Source organism: Amycolatopsis sp. NPDC104587 (genome assembly GCF_055583645.1).
In genome coordinates this window covers 65,746-86,192 of record NZ_JBVJNO010000020.1, presented here as the reverse complement: position 1 = coordinate 86,192, position 20,447 = coordinate 65,746, and the positions used below count along the sequence as shown (strand labels likewise).

The following is a 20,447-nucleotide window of genomic DNA, read 5'->3' as shown; positions in this document are numbered from 1 at the left end:
CCTAGTCGCGTCCGGCTCACTGGTACTGCGCCGACGGCGGGGACGCCGGGCCCAGCGAGGGCTCCACCCACTTGCGGTAGCTGTCCTGCCACGCGCCACCGGTGCGGACGTTTTCGAGCACGGCGTTGACGAAGCGGACCATGTCCTCGTTGTCCTTCGGCACGCCGATGCCGTAGTTCTCCTCGCTGAACTGGTCGCCGACGACCTGCAGCGCCGGGTCCTGCGCGGCCATGCCGGCGAGGATCGTGTCGTCGGTCGACACGGCGTCGACCTGGCCCTGCTGGAGCATCACCAGGCAGTCCGACCAGTTGTCCACCGAGACCGCCACCGGCTTCGCGGGGTCCGTCGCGATCTTCGCCGCGGAGGTCGACTTCTTCGCCGCGCACACCTTCTTGCCGCTCAGGTCGGCCAGCTTGGTGACGTTGGACTCCTTGGTGACCAGGATCCGCTGCCCCGCCTTGTAGTAGACGGACGAGAACTGCACGTTCTTCTTCCGCGAGCAGGTGATGCTGAAGGTCCGGACCACGATGTCGACCTGGTGCTTCTGGAGGACTTCCTCGCGCTGGCCCGAGGTGATCGCGCGGAACTGCACGTGGCCGTCCGGTGAGCCGAAGATCGCGCGCGCGATCTGGTTCACCATGTCGATGTCGAAGCCCTCGAGGTTGCCCGTGGTGGGGTTGCGGAAGCCGAAGAGGAAGGTGGTCTGGTCGACCCCGGCGATCAGCTTCCCGCGGCGCTTGATCTCGCCCATGGTCGAGCTGTCGGGGACGTTCGTGCTGCTCGGCGACAGGCTGGCCAGCGGGTTGCAGCTGGTGTCGGTGCCCCCGCCGGCGCTCGCGTCCGGCCCGGCGACGTGCGCGGGCTGCGGCCAGGCGGCGTTGCTCACCGGCGCCGGGTCGACCGGCTGCCCGGGACTGCCGCAGGACGCCGCCAGCAGCGCGACGAGCGCCAGCACGCCCGCCCGGACCGTGTTCCCCCGCCTGCTCACCGGTACTCCCTCAGTCGCTCCCGGACCCCCATGGTGACACCCGCCGCGGCGACGATGGCCAGCACGGCGAGGCCGGGCGCGAGGAACGTCAGCGCGCGGTCGCCGTTGTGGGTGTCGTCGAGGAACTGCTGCCGACCGACGTCGATCGCGGCCTGGAGGCTGTCGTCGAGCCGCCGGAACGCCGGCGCCGAGCCGCCGTCCTTGCTCTCCAGCACGGCGGCGTCGACGGCTTCCTGGTACAGCCCGCCGTTGTCCTGGGCGCGCACCTGCGCGTGGGCCTTCAGCCAGTCGTTCGCGGCCTTCGTCGCGTCGGCGACCTTCGCGGCGCCTTCGCCGTCGGTGATCAGCCCGCGGGCCTCGCCGAGCAGGCCGGCCTGGCCGTCGGGGCCCAGCAGCTGGGCCGCGTTGGTGCCGAAGTCCCGCTCGTACGCCGCGCCGTCACCGCGGGCGACCAGGGTGAGCGTTTCGTCGGCGCGGGCCTGCAGCGCGGCGATCCGCGCGCGGACCAGGACGTCGACGCGGTGCGATCCGTCGTCCTGCCCGCTGCCGACGAGCGCGCCCTGGAAGATCAGCGCGACCGCGCCCCACAGCAGCGACACCACGACGGCCGCCGTCGCGACGACGAGCCCGACGTTGAGCAACCGGTTGGTGCGGCGGGTCAGGTAGACCTGCGCGACGACGAGCGCGGCGAGCAGCGCGACCATCAGGATCGTGGCGAGCCACGGGAATCCGGTGGCGCTGTCCTGCTCTTCGACGAGCCGCGCGGTGTCGACGCGGTAGAGGTCCTGCGCGGCGGGAAGGATCTTCGCGCGCATCAGCTCGGACGCCTCGCGCAGGTACGACGCGCCGACCGGGTAGCCGAGGCGGTTGTTCGCGCGCGCCGTCTCGACGAGCCCGGTGTAGACGGGCAGCTGCTGGTTCAGCACGTCGACCGGACCGGCCGCGTCGGCGACGTCCGAAGCGTCCGAAGCCGCCTTCGCGAGCGCGGCGCCCGCTTCGGCGATGTCACGCTCGTAGCGCTGGCGGAGTTCGGGTGGTTCGGTGCCGATCGAAAGGAACGCGCTCGCGGCGGTCGCGTCGGCGTCGGAGAGTGAGCGGTAGACCTGCTGCGAAGCGGCGGCGAGGGGCTCGCGGTGGTCGATGACCCCGCTGATCGTGTTGTCGCGGTCCTGCACCGACAGCGTCGCGACCAGCCCGGCGACCAGGGCCAGCAGCACCAGCCCGACGGCGATCACGGTGAGCCGGCCGGGGGTGGTCGCGGCGGACCGGACGATCGCGCGCACCCCCTGCCCCGGCAGGTCCAGCAGGCCCAGCAAGCCGCTGCGGCCCCCGGCGCGGTCGCGGCCTTCCGGTGGCGACGGCGGGGGTCCCGGCGCGGGCGCCGTGGGACCCGGGGCCGTCGCAGTGCTGGTCATCCCCGATTCCTCCCCGAAAGCTGTACTCGCAGAAGGTAGCCGAGTCGCCGTGCGCGCAGCCACCGGCACCGCCCGCCGTCATCAGCACGTGATCTCAGAGGCGGTGCGTCAACGCGTACCTGACGGCCTCCGCGCGGTGCCGGGCGCCGATCTTCGCGAAGGTGTTGTTGATGTGCGTTTTGACCGTGGCTTCGCCGATGTAGAGCTCGGTGGCGATCTCCGGGTTGGTCAGGCCGCGCGCGACGAGCGTGAGGACTTCGGCTTCGCGGGCTGTCAGGCCGTCCGGCGGCTTCTCGTCGGACGCGGACCAGGTTCCGAGCGCGGCGACGAGCCGGTCGGAGACCTCGGCGGTGAAGATCGCCTGCCCGGCCGCCGCGGACCGGAGCGCGGCGGCGATTTCGGCGCGTCCGGAGTTCTTCGTCAGGTAACCGCGGGCGCCGGCGCGCAGCGCGTCCGCGATCGAGGCGTCGTCGGCGTACGTCGTGAGGACGACGACGGCGGTGCCGGGGTGGTCGCGCCGGATCAGCCGGGTCGCGGCGACGCCGTCGAGCTCGGGCATGCGCAGGTCCATCAGCACGACGTCGGCGGGGCAGGCGGTGAGGACGTCGACGGCTTCGCGGCCATTGCCGGCCGAGGCGACGACGTCGACGTCGTCGAGCAGGCCGAGCAGCGCGACGAGCCCTTCGCGCACCGACTGCTGGTCGTCGGCCACGACCACCCTGATCAACTCCGCACCTCCGCGAGCACGCGCCAATAGCCGTCTTCCGGCCCCGAACTCAGCGTGCCACCGGCGAGGGCGAGCCGCTCGCGCATCCCGGCCAGGCCGAAACCTTCACCTGTCCGAGTGAATTCGCCCAGCTTGTTGCGAACGTCGAACCGGACGGCGTCCGGTTCGTAGGTCAGCCGCATCCGGACTTCTTGGCCCGGCGCGTGTTTTCCGGCGTTCGTCAGCGCTTCGCGCGCGATGCCGACCAGCGCGACGACCACCGCGGACGGCAGCGGCCGGGGTTCGCCGTCCGCGTCGAAGGACACGGCGACGCGGTGGTCACGGGCGTGCGTGGCGGCGGTCGCGGCGAGCGCGTCGGCGAGGGGCAGGACGTCCCGGCGCAGCGCGGTGACGGCGTTGCGCGCTTCGACGAGCCCGTCGGCGGCGAGCCGGCGCGACCGCCGGACGGACCTGAGCGCACCGTCCACATCGGACCGTTCTTCGAGCAGCGCTTCGGCGAGTTCGAGCTGGACCCCCAGTGCTCCCAGGGAATGCGCCAGGACGTCGTGCAGTTCGCGGGCGATCCTCGTGCGTTCGTCGAGCGCGGCGGCCCGCGCGTGCTCGGCCTGCGCGACGCGGGTCTGTTCGAGCAGCGCCTCGGCCTGCAGCGCCTGGACCTCGTACTGGCGCCGGTTGAGCCCGACCAGCACGAGCAGCAGCATCACGCCGGCGTCGGAGAACGCGTCGGCGAGGGACTGCCCGGCGACCAGGTGCGAACCGGCCGCGAGCACGATGTCGAGCAGGCCGGTCCCGAGGATCGCGGCGACCCCGACCGAGGTGAGCGTCGCGAGCCGGCCGAGCGCGATGACGGACAGCACGATCGCCGAGGAGTCCCCCGCCCAGCCGACGATCACCGCCGGCAGCGTGCCTGCCACGGCCAGCAGCACGGCCGCGGTCTTCGGCGCCCGCGACGCGAACACGACGAACCCGAACCAGCACACGCTCGCGACGCCGTAACACGTCCAGATCCGCGGGTCCGGCTCGTGCGCCGTCAGCAGCGTCGCGGCGAAGAAGAGCGTGCCGAGCAGCTGCACGACGAGCCAGCTCGGCGCGATGGTGTCCGGCAGCGCGGGACGTTTCGGCACACCCCCATCTTCCCCGCGCGGGCGGCTCAGCCGCGGATGGCCGGGGCGAGCGAGTGCGGCAGCACCGCTTCGGGGTCCGGCGGCCGCCGGACCAGCACCTCGACGTCGTCGGCGAACCGGTACGGCTTCGCGCCGAGGATGCCGCCGAAGTGGCGCCGCAGCCGGGACATCTCGGCGCGGACGGTGACCGTGCGGCCGGGGTCGCCGAACAGGTCGAGCGCCAGCTCGGACGCCGAGCGGCCGTCACGCCAGCTGGCCAGCACGTACAGCATCTCGGCGTGGCGCGGGCTGAGCCGGTGCGTCCACGTCCCGGACGCGCCGGCGACGGTCAGCTCGGGCCGGCGCGGCGAACGGACGTCGAGGACGACCCGGGTGGCCGGGGCGGCCCCGTGCTCGACGACCCGGATGAGCCAGCCGCCGGGCACCGGCTCGACCGCGCAGTTGCCGTACGCCGGCAGCCAGACCCCGCCCGGGGCGAGGTCGGCGGGCAACGCGACCCGGTCGATCGGCGCGAGCCCGGCGGCGGCCGCGACCCAGCCGTGGTCGTCGGCCACAACGGCCTGCCCGCCGACCTTCGCGAGCATCGGGACGGCGAAGCCCCGCAGCCGTTCCAGCTCGCTGAGGTGGGCGGTGCGCAGCTGCGCCTCGGCGAGCCGCGTCACGGCGTCGACCAGCGCCAACGTCGTCGCGTGCACGGTCGAGGCCGGGCCGGAGAGGTCGACGATGCCGAGCAGCGAGCCGTCACGCGGGTCGTGCAGCGGCGCGGCGGCGCACGTCCAGGAGTGCTGGGCGCGGACGTAGTGCTCGGCGGAGTAGACCTGCACCGGGCGGCGGGTGACCAGGGCGGTGCCGATCGCGTTGGTGCCGACGGCTTCTTCCTGCCAGTCAGCGCCTTCGACGAACCCGAGCCCGTCGGCGCGGCGGCGGACCGCGGCGCTGCCGTCGCGCCAGAGCACGGTGCCACCGGCGTCGACGATCACCATGATGTGCGAAGCCTGTTCGGCGAGGCTGATCAGGCCGCCGCGCAGGGTCGGCAGCGCCTCGGCCAGCCGGCTGGTCCGGCGGCGCGTCTCCAGCTCTTCGAAGCTCAGGACGGGCGCGGCGGCGCGGCTGTCCGGGTCCAGGCCGAGGCGGCGCATCCGCTCCCAGGACGCGCCGATCACCGCGCGCGGGCGCGTGGGCAGGGTTTTCCCGGCGAGCGCTGCCTCGTGCACCTGCGTGAGGACGCGCGCGTACCGCCGAGGGTCCGCCCCGGCCGGCAACGCTGCCTCGAGGTTCTGCTGCCCCAACCGCCGCTCCTTGCGCTCCGCCTCCTCAGTCTGCCTTTTCGGTTCGGTGATCGGAAGGTGGTGGCAAGCACGGTTGGGCGGTGTCGATGCGCCTGGTCATCGCCGGTACTCCACAACCGACTTCGCCGCGTTGAGGACCTTCTGCGAGTCCGGGATGTAGAGGTCCTCGAGCGCGTCCGAGAACGACGAGCGCGGAGATGTCCGTGGCGAGGTTGCAGCGGGGCGACGCCTCGTCGACCACGACCAGCCGTCCGGTGTTCTCGACGCTCTCCAGGATCGTTTCGGTGTCGAGCGGGCTGGTGGTGCGCGGGTCGATGACCTCGGCCTCGATCCCGGCGCAGGCCAGCTCGTCAGCCGCTGTTTCGGCGACCGCGACCATGCGTCCGAAGGCGACGATCGTGACGTCATGGCCCTCGCGGACGACGTTCGCCTCGCCGAACGGGATCGTGTAGCTGTCCTCGGGCACCTCGCCGCTGGTGTCGTAGAGCGCCTTGTGCTCGCAGAAGATCACCGGGTCGTCGTCCCGGATCGACTTGACCAGCAGGCCTTTTGCCTCGTACGGGCTCGACGGCACCACGACCTTCAGCCCGGGGACGTGCGTGAAGATCGGGTACAGGCACTGCGAATGCTGCGCCGCGGCCCGCAGCCCGGCGCCGTACCTCGTGCGGATCACGACCGGCGTGCGCGCGTTGCCGCCGAACATGTACCGGAACTTGGCCGCCTGGTTGAAGATCTGGTCGAAGCAGACGCCCATGAAGTCGATGAACATCAGCACGGCGACGGGCCGCTGTCCCCGCGTCGCGGCGCCGATCGCCGCGCCGACGAACGCCGACTCCGAGACCGGCGTGTCGAGCACCCGCCCGGGGAACCGGTCGACCAGGCCTTTCGTGACGCCGAGGACACCATCCCCGGGTCTGTCCGCGTTGTCCTCGACCAGCACGATGACCGACTCGTCCCGGGCCATCTCCTGCGCGAGCGCCTCGTTGACGGCCTCGCGATAGCTGATCGTCCTGGCCACGACGCGCCCTTCTCAGTAAGTCAGGTAGACATCGGTCTCGAGGTCTTCCTTCGTCGGTTTCGGCGCAGCTTTCGCCTCGGTGACGGCGTCTTCGATCAGCTTCGCGATTTCGGCGTCGAGGTCGTCGAGGACCGGTCCGGGCAGGTCACCGCTGTCGGTGACCTGGTCCCGGAACCGCTTGAGGCAGTCGAGGTCCCCTTCGAAGTGCCCGGAGCAGCGGGTGAACTTGACCTCGATCAGCGTCGGGCCGCCGCCTTCGCGGGCGCGTTGGACGGCTTCGCCCGCGGCCTCGTGCACGGCGAAGAAGTCGAACCCGTCGACGATCACCCCGGGCACGCCAAAGCCGGCGGCCCGGTCGGCAATGTTGTCCGACGCGACGGACCAGGAGCTCGACGTCGCTTCGGCGTAACCGTTGTTCTCCGCGACGAAGATCGCGGGCAGGTTCCAGACGGACGCGAGGTTCAGCGCCTCCAGCGTCGTCCCCTGGTTGCCGGCGCCGTCGCTGAAGAAGGCGACCCCGACACCGCCGGTGTTCTGCTGTTTCGCGGCGAGCGCGGTGCCGCAGATGAGCGGTGGGCCCCCGCCGGCGATGCCGTTCGCGCCGAGCATCCCCTTCGCGAGGTCGGCGATGTGCCTCGAGCCGCCCTTGCCGTGGCAGGACCCGGTCCGGCGGCCGTAGACCTCGGCCATCATGCCTTTCACGTCGACAACCTTGGCGATGCAGTGGCCGTGGCCGCGGTGGCTGCCGGCGATCGTGTCCCGGTCGTCGAGGTGGAGGCAGACACCGGCGGCCGAGGCCTCCTCACCGGAGTACAGGTGCACGAACCCCGGGATTTCGCCGGTCGCGAACTCTTCGCGCACGCGCTCTTCGAAGGCCCGGATGGTCCGCATCACGCGATACGCCTCCCGCAGGGTGTCCGTCATCTTCGACGCTCCTTCCCTTGATCGGTTTCCGTGCGCAACAGCCCTTTCCTCGCCGCTTCCGCCATCGCCGCCCGGACGTCGACGCACCACGGCCCGTCCGGCTTGAGCTCGACGAACGCGCTCTCCCCCGTCTTCAGCTCGAGTTCGCGTTCCCCGTCGAGCGCGATGACGCCGCCGGCCGCGGCCAGCTCGACCCGCACCCCGGGTTTGAGAACACCCCACCCGCGCACCCCCACGGGCCGCACCAGCCCGGGCGCGATCGGCGCCTGCACGACGTACGGCGTCTCCCCGACCGGCCCGAGCTGCAGCGCGACGCCGTCCGGGCTCGACCGCGGGCTCGGGCAGAGCTGGCCGGGCACGCTGGAGAGGCCGATGCCGTCCGGCTCGGCGAAGGTGCAGTACAGCTCGGTGAGCGACGCCGGGTCCCACAGCGCCCGAGCCCCGATGTGCCTGCTCAGCGACACACAGACGTCGACGAGCGCGATCTCGCGGCGGGCTTTGGTGACGACCTCGAGCACGCTGACCCGGTGGGTGACGAGGTCGGGGTCGACCTGCCCGGTGGCGATCAGCCCGGCGGCCAGCCCGGCGACGGTCGCCTCCCGCATCTGCGGGAAGGCGTTGTTGGTCCCGGTCGAGAGAGCGAGGATCGGCACGTCTTCGCAGGCCGCGGCGGCGACCCGGGCGGTCCCGTCCCCGCCGAGGACCACGATGACGCCGGCGCCCGCGTCGACCATCCGGCGCACCGCGTTGGTCGTGTCGGCCGCGGTGCCGGTGATGGGGTCGTCTTCGCAGAAGTCGACCTTCGGCCAGGTGCCGCCCCGGCCCAGGGCGCGCAGGACCGCGGCGGAGATCCCGCCGAGATCGGTCGAGACGAGGGCGCGGTCGAGCCCGGTCACGGCGAACGCCGCCAGCAGCCGCTGGACCATGTTCGCCTTCTCCGCGGTGGGGAACACCGACGCCTGCGCGACCAGCCGGCGGATGTCCCGCCCCGAAGCCGGATTCGCGACGATCCCCGCCACCGTTTCTCCCACCTGACCTCCCGATACTTCACCGGAGGACAGGAGACTCCGCGGACGGCCGCGAAGGGAAGGGTTGCAGGGCGTTGCACTCACCGGCACACAGCGCCGTACGAGGTCATCGCGGTGGGCGCGCGCCGAGAGCGTCGAAGATCACAGGGGCGCGGTTGATCTCCAGTGGACTGTCCATCCTGGAGACGAACACCGCACGGCCGGAGAAGAACCAACCGGGGCCGAGCCCCGGCAGCCGGCTACGAGACGAGGTCGACGGCGCCTTCGAAGGCGTAGCCCGCCTCTTCGACCGCAGCGCGGACATCGTCTTCCGCCAACGCGGTTTCGGCGCGCACGACCACCCGGCCGGCCGCGACGTCGATGTCCACTTCGGTCACTCCGGGCACCGCGGTGATTTCCTCGGTGACGGACTGGGCGCAGTGCCCGCAGCTCATCCCGGAGACGGTGTAGCCGTGCTCGATCATGCAGCGGAGCTTACGAAAAGGGCCGCCACCCCGAACGGGTGACGGCCCTTTTTCAAGATCAAAGTCAGATCACGGTGACCGACGTGGCCTGCGGGCCCTTCTGGCCCTGGCCGATCTCGAACTCGACGCGAGCGTTCTCCTCGAGGCTCTTGAAGCCGCTACCCTGGATCTCGCTGTAGTGAACGAAGACGTCGCCGCCACCGTTGTCGGGGGTGATGAAGCCGAACCCCTTCTCGGAGTTGAACCACTTCACAGTGCCCTGAGTCATCAAAAATCTCCATGTGTAACAACAAAACAGGAAGCCACTTCGGCGTCCCGGGTCACCACCAGGACGGTTTGCTTCCTCGGCGAGGAGACACTACGCCCGCTGAATTCTGCGAGCGTGACTCAACACGAACACAAAAATCGAGACCGACAGCAGTAAAGCACACCTTGACCTGGGCGGACAAGCGGTCTTCACCCAAGCGGGGTGAGCTATTCGCCACTCGCCGGGCGCAGCCCCTCCGTGGTGAACGGCGAACGCCAGGTCGTGTCGCGTTCGGCCGCGACGACGGCGTCGTCGTGCGCCTCCGCGCTGGCACTGAAAAGCACCGGTACGACGCCCGAGGACTTCCGCGTTGAGTCGGATACGTGCTGGTGATCGGTCACGTCGAAACTCCCCTCGTTCCCTGCCCGCTTCGGCGCGGGTCATGACCGTGATGGTGCCATGCGGCACCGACAGAAACCGGTTGTCTCCCGCCGGGACCCGGCCGGGAAAGGTTCAGCGGCGAACCACCACCGGAACACCGTCAGGCTACCTGAGCCAAGGCCGTGCTACCACACGACATTCCCGGCGTTTTCCGCCCGTGTCGGCCGCCAAACCCTTTACTGGGCGGGAGGTTGCGGGCGCGCTTGACCGAGCAGGGCCGAAAGCCGCACGTCCGGGGTCACGACATCGGGGTCGGTGCGCACGTCGATGACGCACGGCCGCTGCCGCACCAGCGCGCTGGCGATGATCGGCTCGAGCTCTTCACGATCGTCCACCGTGTACCCGGCCGCGCCGAGCCCACGCGCCCACGAAGCGAAGTCGGTCAACGGGATGGAAACCCCGGACAGCCGGCCCTGCGTGCGCGCCTGGTGCATCGCGAGCGCCCCGTGAACGCCGTTCTGGAACACCACCACCATCACCGGCGCCCGGTACCGGACGGCCGTTTCGATCTCCTGGCCGGTCATCAGCGTCCCGGCGTCTCCCACCATGGCTACCACGGTCCGCCGCGGTTCGGCCAGTTTCGCCGCGACGGCCGCCGGAACGGCGTACCCCATGGCGGCGTTGCTCGGCCCGAGCTGGCTGCGCGGCGCCGTGAAGCACCAGTACCGGTGCATGAACTGGGCGAAGTTGCCGGCATCACTGGTGACGATGGTGTCCTCGGGCGCCAGCTTCCGCAGCGCCCGCACGACGTCCACTGGGTGGACACGCGTGTTCCCGCTCGTGTCGGGCGGCGTCATGAAGGTGTGGACGGCCGCGTTCGCCGCCGAGGCCCGCCGCGTCCGCGGCGACGCGACCTCCCGCAGCTCCCGCAGGAACGGCTCCACTTCGGAGTCGACGCGGAAGGTCAGCCCCCGCCGCCGCGGGCTGACTTCGATGCCCGTCCCCACCATGACCAGCGTCTGCTGGGCGGTCGGGTAGCGGTAGGCCTGCGTCGTCACCTCGTCGAGCTGGGTGCCGAGCGCGAGCACGAGGTCCGCCCGTTCCAGGGCGTCCAGCTGCCGGGCGGGGATGCCGAGCCCGAGGTGCCCGGCGTAGCGAGCGTGGTTCTCCGGGAAGGAGTCCTGCCGCCGGAAGGCGTTGTAGACGGGCAGCGCGAGCTCGTCGGCGACCGCGATCAGCTCGTCCCGCGCCGACCGCGCCCGCCCGCCGACGATGACCACGGGGTACTTCGCCTCGTCCACCAGCTGCGCCACGGCATCAGCCGAACGGCCCAGCGTCCCGGACGCCGGCGGCCGCACCCGCGCCATCGGCTTCGCCGCGTCGTAGGGCATGCCCCAGATGTCGCAGGGCACGCCGAGCACGACCGGCCCCGGCCGTCCCTCCTGTGACGTCGTCAGCGCGTGCGCCAGCAACCCCGGCAGGCCGTCCGGGTCGGTCACCCGCAGGGTCGACTTGGCGATCGACTCGAACATGGCCGTCAGGTCCGCGGTCGGCAGCTCACCGGAGGACGACGCCATCGGCTCGGTCGCCGGCGTCTCCAGCAGCACGACCATCGGCGTTTCGTCCTGGTAGGCCGTCTGGACGCCGATCGCCAGGCTCGCCGCGCTCGGCCCCCGGCTGGCGAGCAGTACGGCGGGCCGCTCGGTGAGCTTGCCCTCCGCCTCCGCCATGAACGCCGCGCCCGCGTCGTGGCGCGCCGAGACCAGGGTGATCTCCCGCTCGCGCTGCAGGGCGTCGAGCACTTCCAGGAAGGACTCACCGACCACCGCGTACACGCGGCGGACACGCGCCTCGGTCAGGATCCGCACGGCCGTCTGGGCGACGGTCGCTCCCAGTTGGTATCTAATGAGGAGAGCTTAGGCGGGCACCGTTCAGTGCAGTCAAGTGATCTTCGCCGAAACCCGGCAAGGATGGACCGAATGTCCGCTTTGACCGACTGTCAGCCGATCAAGGGAGCGAGGACGCAGGCTTGACCGCGACCGAACGTGAAACAGTTTTTACTTATGGCGCACCGGGGTTGAAGTACGGCACGGGAGCCAGCGACGAGATCGGCTACGACCTCACGCAGTTCGGCGCCCGCCGCGTGCTGGTCGTGACCGACCCGCGCGTGGCCGCGACCGGCTGGCCCCGCCGCATCGCCGACGGCATCACGGGTTACGGCATCGAGACCGAGATCTTCGACGGTGTACACGTAGAGCCCACCGATGTCAGCATGCAGAAGGCGGTTGACTTCGCCCGCGGCACCGGCCCATACGACGCGTTCGTCGCCGTCGGCGGCGGGTCGGCCATCGACACCGCCAAGGCGGCGAACCTGCTCACCAGCAACGACGGCGAGTTGATGGACTACGTCAACGCCCCCGTCGGCGGCGGCCGCGCGCCAAGCCGCCCACTGAAGCCGCTGGTCGCGGTCCCCACCACCACCGGCACCGGCTCGGAGAGCACCACGGTCTGCGTGCTGGACGTGCTGTCCCTGCGCGTCAAGAGCGGGATCAGCCACCTGCGGCTGCGCCCAACCCTCGCGGTCGTCGACCCCCGGCTCACCGTGAGCCAGCCCGCCGGCGTGACCGCCGCGAGTGGCATGGACATCCTCTGCCACGCCGCGGAGAGCTACACCGCCAAGCCGTACACCGAGTTCGAGCGCAAGCGCCCGGAGCAACGCGTGCCGTACTGCGGCGCGAACCCGTTGGCCGACATGTTCGCCGAGCAGTCGCTGCGGCTCCTGTCGTGGGCCCTCCCCGCCGCGGTGCGCGACGGCTCCGACCTCAAGGCCCGCGAAGCCATGGCCCTCGCCGCGACGTTCGCCGGACTCGGGTTCGGCAACGCCGGTGTGCACATCCCGCACGCCAACGCGTACCCGATCGCCGGGCAGGTCAGGGATTTCCACCCGGACGGCTACACGGACGAAGAGCCCATGGTGCCGCACGGCATGGCCGTCTCGCTGACCGCGCCCGCCGCGTTCCGCTTCACCTTCGACGCCGCGCCGGACCGCCACCTGCGCGTCGCGCGCCTGCTGGCGCCCGACTTCGAGTGGCCCGGCGACTTCGCCGACCACCTGCCCGCGGTGCTGATCGACCTGATGCGCCAGATCGGCATCCCGGACGGCATCGGCGCCGTCGGCTACCAGGAGTCCGATGTGGACTCCCTGGTCGAAGGAACCCTGAAGCAGCAGCGGTTGCTGGCCACCGCGCCCCGAGAGGCGTCCACGGAGGACCTTTCCGCAATCCTCCGCGACTCGGTGTCGCTGCGGTGAACGGGTACCCGCACTGGCAGACGGTTCCGTTGCGCTGGAAGGACAACGACGTCTACGGCCACGTCAACAACGTGGTGCACTACTCGCTGATGGACACCGTGATCAACACGTGGCTCATCGAGCAGGGCGGCCTCGACATCGAGACCGGGGAGGTGATCGGGCTGTGCGTCGAGTCGCACTGCGGGTATCACTCATCGGTGTCCTTTCCTGGTTCGCTGCGGGTGGGACTGCGTGTGGCGCACCTCGGGAAGTCCAGCGTGCGCTACGAGATCGGCATGTACGCCGCCGACGAGTCCCTGGTCGCCGAAGGGCACTTCGTGCACGTCTTCGTCGACCGCGAGTCCCGCCGGCCGACACCGCTCTCCGGCAAGCTGCGCGAGGCGCTGGAAGCACTGCGGCCCGGTTGACCTGCACCGCCGGCGGGTCACCTCCTTACTTGACGGTGCCGGTTCCGAGCCGTGTTCTTCCCGCGATTCCGATCATGCACGACGGCACCGACAGAACGCGGCGATCAGCCTGAGTTGTCCACAGGGGCCGTGCACATCGGCGTGTTGTCCACAGATTTGGATCACCCCCTTTCGCGGGCCGTCCACGGCGATACAGTGCAAAAGTCCACAGTGGATGGGCAATCGGCTCACCCGGATCCGCACGCAGCGCGGAGGGCGGCCTAGGCGTCGATCGGCGTCTGCGGCGGACCGAGTGAGCAGGAAGCCCGGCAGTGGTAACGGGTCCGCCATGCGTCGGCGGCCGCGAACCCACTGCTTCATGCGGTCGACAGTGGTGACCGACCTTGTTGCCGGCAGGCGCCCCGCCCGCGGGGAAGGAACACCCACTGGCGCAGAGAGCTGAACGATGGTCGCCCGGCCGTTCGCGGAAGGCGCCCCGCCCACGGCCGGGAGGACCATCGTCCACAGGACGAAGCGACGGTGCTCGCGGTCAGTCGCCGGAAGGCGCCCCGGCGACGATCGCGACCGCACCGCCCGTTGGCGGTCCGGTGGTACCAGCCGGCCCGCCGCTCGCTGGCCCGGTGGCACCGGTGGCTCCTTTCCGAGCCGCCGGTGTCGCCCAGGCCTGCATGAGCTCCGCATAACGCGCCGAGCCCGCCATCAGGTCGGCGTGGCTGCCCACTGCGGTCTCCCGGCCGTCCATGACGAGGACACGGTTCGCGCGCAGGGCGGACGAAAGCCGGTGCGCGATCACCACCAGAACACCACCCCGAGCGGCGAAGGCCCGCTCCGCGCGAGCTTCCGACACCGGGTCGAGATGGGAGGTCGCCTCGTCGAGGATCACGAACTTCGCCGAACTGGCGTGCACCCTCGCTAGCGCGAGCAGCTGCGCTTCGCCTGCGGAGATGCCTTCGCCGCCGTGACCGATCTCGGCGTCGAGGCCGCCCAGGCGCCTCAGCAGCGCTCCAGCGCCCACTGCATCCGCGGCGGCCACGAGTGCCTCGTCCGGGGCTGACGGCGCAAAGAGACCGACATTGTCCCGCACGGTTCCCGCGAAGACGTACGCCTCCTGCGGGATCAGCGCCACGAGCTCGTGCCGAAGTGCGGCGGGCACGTCTCGGACCGGGACGCCGCCCAGCAGCACCCGGCCCTCCTGCGGCGTGAGCATCCCGGTCAGCAAGCCGGCCAGTGTCGATTTGCCGATCCCGCTCGGCCCAACGACGGCGAGGTGCTCCCCCGGCCGCAACCCCACGTCCAGACCGCGGACCACGGGTTCGGCCGTCGCGCCCCAGCCGAACGTCAGGCCGTGGACCCGGATGTCGGTGCCGCGCGGGGTCGCCGTGCCCTCGTGAGTGGTGGGCAGCTCGGCCGTCTCCGCGAGCCGGCGGAGGGCGACCAGCAGCCGCAGGACGACGGTGCCGGCCGTGGCCGCGAGCCCACGCAGGGCCGGCTGCATCGTCGTGGCCAGGTAGACCAGCGCGCCGAGAGCGGCGCCCGCGGTCAGCTCTCCGCGGGCCACCAGCCCCGGCGCCAGAGCCAGCGCGAGCAGCAACGGGACGAACCCGCCGAGCGAGATCACCAGGGACCGGAGGGCGCTCGATCGCGCCACGCGGATCGCAGCCACCGCCTGGGCGTCGACCGCGTCGTACATCGCCAGCGAGGCGATCGGCTCGGCGCCGCAGGCCACGATGTCGCGCATCCCGGCCAGAGATCCGCCGGCTGTCGCGGCCGTGTGCTCGTCGGCCAGCGCCAGCGCGCGCTGGCGCCGGGCCAGCGAGGGAAGGAGGAAGGCGAACACAATCAACGAAGCGACCACCGGCACGGCGACCGGCACCACCAGCGCACCGGCGACGGTCACGAGCCCGGCAAGCGCGGAGGCCGTCGTCACCAGCATGCCGCGCGCCTGCACCAGCAGGCCGGCGGTCGCGTCGCGGACCACCTCGACGTGCTGGGTGATCCGGGCGACCCCGCTGGAGTCCGGTTGGTTGCGCGGCGGGGAGTCGTCGTGCAGGACACCTCGGACGACGGCTGTCACGAGCGCGTCGCGCAGGGGTTCGACCACCTTGCCGAGCTGGTGCCACACCATCCGCGAGCCGAACGCACCGAGCACGGCCGCCAGCCCGAACAGCGCCAGCCAGCCGAGGCCGGCCGCCGGGTTGCCGACCGAAAAACCACGGTCCACGGACAGCTCGACCAGCCGTCCCGAGAAGAAAGCGGGGAGTCCTTCGAGCACGGAACAGACGAGCAGCACAACACCGCCACGCCATTGACCGGCGAGTGCGGACCAGTACAACCGGCGCAGGCTCACTCGTCGTCCTCCGTGAAGACGCCCCGGTAGCCCGGTTCCTGCCAAAGCGCGGCGTGCGGGGCCACTGCGCGGATCCGGCCTTCCTCGAGCCAGACCACCAGGTCCGCGCGAGCCGCTGTGCCCGCGCGGTGAGTCACGACGACACGCGTCCGGCCGGGCAGCACGCCGTCCAACGCGCGCTCGACGGCTGCCTCGGTGACCGTGTCGAGGCTGGCCGTGGCGTCGTCGAAGATCAGGACGCGCGGGTTGTGCACGATCGCGCGGGCCAGTCCGAGGCGCTGGGCCTCGCCGCCGGAAAGGGGCGTCTCGGTCAGCGGCGTGCGGTAGCCCTCGGGCAGCCGGACGACAACCTCGTCGACCTGCGCCGTCCGGCAAGCGCTGCGGACCGCGGACTCGCCCGCCCAGGAGCCGTAGCCGACCGCGTCGGCGACGGTGGTGCCGAGCAGCGCGGGCCGCTCGAAGGCATAACCGACGACCGCGCGCAGCTCCTCAGGGCGGATCCGGTGCAGCGGGCGGCCGTCGAGCACGACCTGGCCCTCGTCGGGCAGAACCAGCCCGCCGAGCACGCCGGCCAGCGCCGACTTGCCCGCGCCCGAGCGGCCGACAACCGCGAGGAAGGTGCCGCCGTCGACGCGCAGGTCGATCTCAGCGAGCGCGCCGGTCACGCCGACGTGACGGACGTCGAGAGTGCCGTTGCCAGGCAGGAGCGGGAGCTTGCCGGGCACGGGGGCGGGCTCGTCGAGGACCTCGACGAGCCGTTCGGCGCAGCCGCGCGCCCGCGACAGCGTCGTGAGCAGCGGAATCTGGGTGACCAGCCCGAGGCCGAGCGCGACGTAGCCGAGCACAGCGATAACGTCGCCGACGCTGAGCCGGCCGGCGAGCACGCCGAACCCGGCCGCGGCCAGCACGGCGAGCTCGACCGCCGGCGTCAGCAGGCCGGCCCGCCAGACCATGCGGGCCTGGGTGCGCCAGATGCCCATCCCGGCCAAGGCCAGCTTCGGGAGCGGGCGCAGCACGCGTTCGGCTTCGCGGTCCGCGGTGCCGGACGCGGCGATAGTCCGGAGGCCGGCGACGGCGTCGACCATGCCGGCCGCGAGTTCGCCGGAGACCCGTTGGTAGGCAAGGACGTCGTCGGCGGTGTTCCGGAGGTGGCTTCGCGCGAGCAGCAACGCGAACGGGATGCTGCCGAGGAACACGAGCGCGAGCCGCCAGTCCAGCAAGGCGAGCAGCACTACGGCGCCGGAGGAGATGACCAGCATCGAGCCGCACTGGACGACGATCGTGACGATGCCGCCGGCACCGACGCAGTCACCGGTGAGGCGGCTGATCGCGTCACCCTCGGCGAAACGGGATCGGGCGCCCAGGCCGAAAAGCTTGTCGGTCAGCGTGCGGCGCAGCCAGGCCGACGCGGTCGCTGTCACGCGGGTGGTGAGGATTCCCCCGACGACGTCGGCGACGATTTCCGCGCCGCCGACGATCAGGAGCCAGGAGACTTCGGGCCAGCTGGGGCGGCCGGCGACAACGGCGTCGACCGCGGCAGCGAGCGCACTGGGCAGGAGCAGCCCGGCCGCGGTGGCGACCAGGGCCGTGACGATGATCGCGGCGAGCCTCGGTCGATCGAGGCCGGCCACCCGGGCCAGCAGCCGATCGGCGGAGCCGCGCATCTCACTCCTTCGGACGAGGTACCGCCGAGGCGGTTCCGGGGCCAGAATGAACGTGCGGGAGCGGCGCACTTGGCCTGTGCCGCTCCCGCACTGTTCACCTAGGCACTACTTGCCGGCGGACTTGCCAGGTCAGTGGCAGGTCAGCAGCGAGAGGGTGCTGTTGGTGCAGGAGGCCAGCAGGCTCAGGTTCGACGGCGCGCCGCCCCCGCCGCCGTGACCGCCGTTGAGCACCTCGGGGGTCTCCAGGGCCTGCAGCTCCAGAACGAGTTCCATGGTGTTCCTTTCCTCGGTTTTCTCGTGTCCGCCGGTCGTCAGCGACCGGAGGTGTGTGGGGACGGCGTGCTGCCCAGGAAGGGCAGCACCTCCTTGCCGTCCAGGAGGGCGGCGAGTGCGAGGAGGATCCCCGCGCCGCCGGTGGTGACGTCCATCGACAGCCGCAGCAGCTGGTTGCCGGGGAAGGCGAGCCCGCCGCGGAACGGCACCGCGTACCAGGCCAGCCGAGCCAGGTGCAGGTCGATCGCTTCGCGGACGCGCTGCTCGGGTTCGGCGCCCATGCCGAGGGCGACCGCGAGCCCGAGCCGGCCGTAGAGCAGGCCTGGGTGGATCACGAACTCGCCGCGGCACGACTGACGCAGCTCGGGCAGGCTTTCGCAGGCGACGGCGTCCGGGCGGTGGCGAGCCAGCTGCTCGGCGACCAAGAGGATCCCCGCGCTGCCGATCGCGGCGTACGGGAGAGTGCGCGTCGCGCCGTCGCGGACCTGCAGGGACGCGTCGTCGGCGAGCACGCATTCCTCGAGGTCGCGACGCAGCGCCTGGTCGGCGAAGGCCAGCCACGCGGGCTCGCCAGTGCCTTCGAAGAGTCGGATGAACAGCAGCGCCGGACCGGACCAGCCGGACAGCAGGCCCGCCCGGGCGAACTTCCCCGGCGGCGCGGCGGTCTCGAGCGCCTCGGCCAGTCGGACGGCGGTGGAGAGCGCCTGCCGGCCGAACTCGTTGTCCTGCCGGGCCGCGGCGAAGTGCAGCTGGGTCAGTCCGATGCCGGCCAGCCCGCCCTCCAGCCCGTGGTCGGTGGTCTGTTCGACGAGCCGCGCCGACGACGTCAGCAGCCGGCTCGCCTCGTCGTGGTGACCGAGGTTCTCCAGCACGTACGCGATGCCGTAGCTGCCGTCGTAGAACCCGGGCCGGGTCGGCGGTTCACGGCGGACCGAGTCGATCAGCCAGCGCTCGTGCTCGGGGAACCGGCCGGCGCCGGTGACGTCGAGGGCGTGCAGCACGCCCGCGGCGCCGACGCCGAAGCAGGCGCCGCCGACCCGGAACTGCTCGATGTCGCCGGGGAACAGCCGGTCCTGGCGCTCGGGGGTCGCGCTGGCCAGGATCGCCTCGGCGATCTGCTTGCGGACCAGCGGCCAGTCCGGTTTCTCCTGGTCGAGCTCCGTGTGAACCGGTGCCGGCTCCGCGGTCGCCTCACGCGAAGCCAGCACCGCGACTGCGGCGTCGGCGTACCCCTCCGGCAGGCCGAACCGGCGCTCGACGAAGTCGGCGATGCCTCGCAGCTTCGCCGGCGCCAGCTCCAGCAGCGCGGACAGCGGCAGGAACATCCACAACCGCAGCGCCGCGAGAGCGTGCTCGTCGATCTCGAAGCCGGTCCGGTCGGCCGGTGCCCGGAAGCCCGGCGCGCCGAGCGCGGGCCGCTCACCGGACTCGAGGGTCGCGGCCATCTCGAAGTCGATCAGCGAGACGCGGCTCTCGTCGTCCTCGTCGATCAGGATGTTCAGCGCGTGCAGGTCACCGAAGACGAAGCCACGTGCGTGGATTTCCTCGATCGTCTCCTCGACCTTCGCGAGCACGGCCAGCGCGCGGGCGGCGTAGGCGGTCAGGTCGGCTTCGGTCGTGTCGCGCCTGGTCAGCGGGTAGTTGCGGGCCAGCCAGTTGCCGAGCGACGTGCCGGGCATGTACTCCATGGCGAGGTAGTGGTGTTCCCAGACGGTGAAGTGCTCGAGGGCGCGGGGCACGCCGGGGACGCCGGCCAGCGCGTCGAGCACCTCGTGCTCGCGGCGCAGCCGGGCGACGGCGTCGATCTGGGCGCGGTCCAGGCCGGCGTGGGGCCGGGCCTCCTTGAGCACGACCTGGTCGCCGCCTGCCTTCGGGTCGGCGAGGTAGACGCCGCCGCCGTTCGAGAAGTGCAGGGAGCTCGTCACCCGGTAGGGGAACTGGCTCGGGTCACCAGCCTTGCGCGCTGCGATGCTGCTGCGCAAACAGGCCGGAATTTTCACCCATTCGGGGACGGAGAACGTCGGTTCCCGCTTGTCCGGTACCAGCTGTCCGTCCGGCTTGCGGATTGCCAGGACGCGGTTGCCGTCGTGTTCGACCCACTGCTCGGCGAATCCGCCGTAGCGCACGTACAGGGGGCCGTCACCGTAGCGCAAGTCGCTCAGGATATAGGCGCCGTGCTCGCCTTCAAGGCGAACCGACAGGTCGTCCAGCACACACTTGAGCTCGTCTTCATTCGCCGGATAAATCGTGATCAGTTTCCCGCTGCCGTCGCGGGGTGCGTATTTCGAGTTCCGGGCGAGCAGGATGAGCGGCGAGCGCAGGTGCTTGTAGGCGACGCGGTACTCGAGACAATACTCGTGCACCTGCACGAGCACGCGGCGGGCGTTGTCCAGACCAGCGGAAACGTGGATTTTCCAGCCTTGGCCGGGAAGTTCGCGGCCCTCGGGGTGCAGCACCCGCCAGACGCCGCGGTCGGCGGTGACCCAGCCGGTCTCCGGCGCCGGCAGCGCGGTGGCGTAATCGTCGACCAGCGCGCCGGTTTCCTGTTGTTCGTCGTAGAACAACGGGTCGGCGAAGCAAAAAGCTTCGTAGCGCAGGTCCATCCGAGATACCCCTCCGGTGCGATCCCCCGGCGCGCCTCGGCTCCGGGACGAGGAATATTCCCCCATGCCGAACGGCCCTGGGCCAATCCGCCAACCCGGGGGTTCAACTGGGCTATCCGAGGTAGGCAAAAAGGTCACTTACCAGTCGGTAGCCGAACTCAGCGTGATTCCGGCGTGACCGGCAACCACTCTGTCGGGGTGTAACACGAAGCTTTTTACGACATTCCCGCAGGTCTAC

At 71.2% G+C, this 20,447-nt stretch carries 17 protein-coding genes; 2 read left to right on the top strand and 15 right to left on the bottom strand.

The window, feature by feature from the left end; translation table 11 throughout:
* Window positions 1-16 precede the first annotated feature (16 nt).
* The 11 genes from ACZ61C_RS43105 to ACZ61C_RS43055 all read right to left on the bottom strand — a co-directional run bounded on the left by ACZ61C_RS43105 (window position 17) and on the right by ACZ61C_RS43055 (window position 11,500).
* Window positions 17-988: a glutamate ABC transporter substrate-binding protein gene (locus ACZ61C_RS43105; RefSeq protein ID WP_465313745.1), complete on the bottom strand. Its 972-nt coding sequence runs from the start codon at window positions 986-988 to the stop codon at window positions 17-19.
* A complete protein-coding gene (locus ACZ61C_RS43100; protein ID WP_465313744.1) occupies window positions 985-2,403 on the bottom strand; it encodes a hypothetical protein in 1,419 nt (472 codons plus the stop codon). Before ACZ61C_RS43100 ends, ACZ61C_RS43105 begins: the two co-directional genes overlap by 4 nt.
* 94 nt (window positions 2,404-2,497) lie before the next feature.
* Window positions 2,498-3,130, bottom strand: coding sequence for a response regulator transcription factor (locus ACZ61C_RS43095; protein WP_465313743.1), 633 nt, complete (start codon window positions 3,128-3,130; stop codon window positions 2,498-2,500).
* Complete coding sequence (locus tag ACZ61C_RS43090) at window positions 3,127-4,254, bottom strand: sensor histidine kinase (protein WP_465313742.1); 1,128 nt, start codon at window positions 4,252-4,254, stop codon at window positions 3,127-3,129. The genes ACZ61C_RS43095 and ACZ61C_RS43090 overlap by 4 nt, the downstream gene beginning before the upstream one ends.
* A gap of 26 nt (window positions 4,255-4,280) precedes the next feature.
* Complete coding sequence (locus ACZ61C_RS43085; protein WP_465313741.1) at window positions 4,281-5,543, bottom strand: GAF domain-containing protein; 1,263 nt, start codon at window positions 5,541-5,543, stop codon at window positions 4,281-4,283.
* Between the two features lie 25 nt (window positions 5,544-5,568).
* Window positions 5,569-6,561, bottom strand: a complete 993-nt coding sequence (locus ACZ61C_RS43080) for an alpha-ketoacid dehydrogenase subunit beta (protein WP_465313740.1) — start codon at window positions 6,559-6,561, stop codon at window positions 5,569-5,571.
* A gap of 12 nt (window positions 6,562-6,573) precedes the next feature.
* On the bottom strand, window positions 6,574-7,485 hold the full coding sequence (locus tag ACZ61C_RS43075; protein ID WP_465313739.1) for a thiamine pyrophosphate-dependent dehydrogenase E1 component subunit alpha: 912 nt from the start codon (window positions 7,483-7,485) through the stop codon (window positions 6,574-6,576).
* Window positions 7,482-8,516 carry an ATP-NAD kinase family protein gene (locus ACZ61C_RS43070; RefSeq protein WP_465313738.1) on the bottom strand — a complete coding sequence of 345 codons (1,035 nt, stop codon included), beginning with the start codon at window positions 8,514-8,516 and terminating at the stop codon, window positions 7,482-7,484. The genes ACZ61C_RS43075 and ACZ61C_RS43070 overlap by 4 nt, the downstream gene beginning before the upstream one ends.
* 236 nt (window positions 8,517-8,752) lie before the next feature.
* Window positions 8,753-8,977 carry a heavy-metal-associated domain-containing protein gene (locus tag ACZ61C_RS43065; RefSeq protein WP_465313737.1) on the bottom strand — a complete coding sequence of 75 codons (225 nt, stop codon included), beginning with the start codon at window positions 8,975-8,977 and terminating at the stop codon, window positions 8,753-8,755.
* 64 nt (window positions 8,978-9,041) lie between these two features.
* Window positions 9,042-9,245 (bottom strand): cold-shock protein, encoded by a 204-nt coding sequence (locus ACZ61C_RS43060; RefSeq protein WP_086855961.1) that lies wholly within the window; start codon window positions 9,243-9,245, stop codon window positions 9,042-9,044.
* A 596-nt stretch (window positions 9,246-9,841) separates the two neighbouring features.
* On the bottom strand, window positions 9,842-11,500 hold the full coding sequence (locus ACZ61C_RS43055) for a thiamine pyrophosphate-binding protein (protein WP_465313821.1): 1,659 nt from the start codon (window positions 11,498-11,500) through the stop codon (window positions 9,842-9,844).
* Window positions 11,501-11,634: 134 nt separating this feature from the next.
* On the opposite strand from ACZ61C_RS43055, the gene ACZ61C_RS43050 reads away from it, so the two are divergent.
* Window positions 11,635-12,915: a hydroxyacid-oxoacid transhydrogenase gene (locus tag ACZ61C_RS43050; protein WP_465313736.1), complete on the top strand. Its 1,281-nt coding sequence runs from the start codon at window positions 11,635-11,637 to the stop codon at window positions 12,913-12,915.
* Window positions 12,912-13,322, top strand: coding sequence for an acyl-CoA thioesterase (locus tag ACZ61C_RS43045; RefSeq protein WP_465313735.1), 411 nt, complete (start codon window positions 12,912-12,914; stop codon window positions 13,320-13,322). The genes ACZ61C_RS43050 and ACZ61C_RS43045 overlap by 4 nt, the downstream gene beginning before the upstream one ends.
* Before the next feature lie 529 nt (window positions 13,323-13,851).
* On the opposite strand, the gene ACZ61C_RS43040 is transcribed toward ACZ61C_RS43045, so the two are convergent.
* The 4 genes from ACZ61C_RS43040 to lanKC all read right to left on the bottom strand — a co-directional run bounded on the left by ACZ61C_RS43040 (window position 13,852) and on the right by lanKC (window position 20,209).
* Window positions 13,852-15,669 (bottom strand): ATP-binding cassette domain-containing protein, encoded by a 1,818-nt coding sequence (locus tag ACZ61C_RS43040; RefSeq protein ID WP_465313734.1) that lies wholly within the window; start codon window positions 15,667-15,669, stop codon window positions 13,852-13,854.
* Window positions 15,666-17,333 carry an ABC transporter ATP-binding protein gene (locus ACZ61C_RS43035; RefSeq protein ID WP_465313733.1) on the bottom strand — a complete coding sequence of 556 codons (1,668 nt, stop codon included), beginning with the start codon at window positions 17,331-17,333 and terminating at the stop codon, window positions 15,666-15,668. The genes ACZ61C_RS43040 and ACZ61C_RS43035 overlap by 4 nt, the downstream gene beginning before the upstream one ends.
* 129 nt (window positions 17,334-17,462) lie before the next feature.
* A complete protein-coding gene (locus tag ACZ61C_RS43030) occupies window positions 17,463-17,606 on the bottom strand; it encodes a SapB/AmfS family lanthipeptide (protein ID WP_155548626.1) in 144 nt (47 codons plus the stop codon).
* A gap of 38 nt (window positions 17,607-17,644) precedes the next feature.
* On the bottom strand, window positions 17,645-20,209 hold the full coding sequence (lanKC, locus tag ACZ61C_RS43025; protein ID WP_465313732.1) for a class III lanthionine synthetase LanKC: 2,565 nt from the start codon (window positions 20,207-20,209) through the stop codon (window positions 17,645-17,647).
* Between the last annotated feature and the right edge of the window lie 238 nt (window positions 20,210-20,447).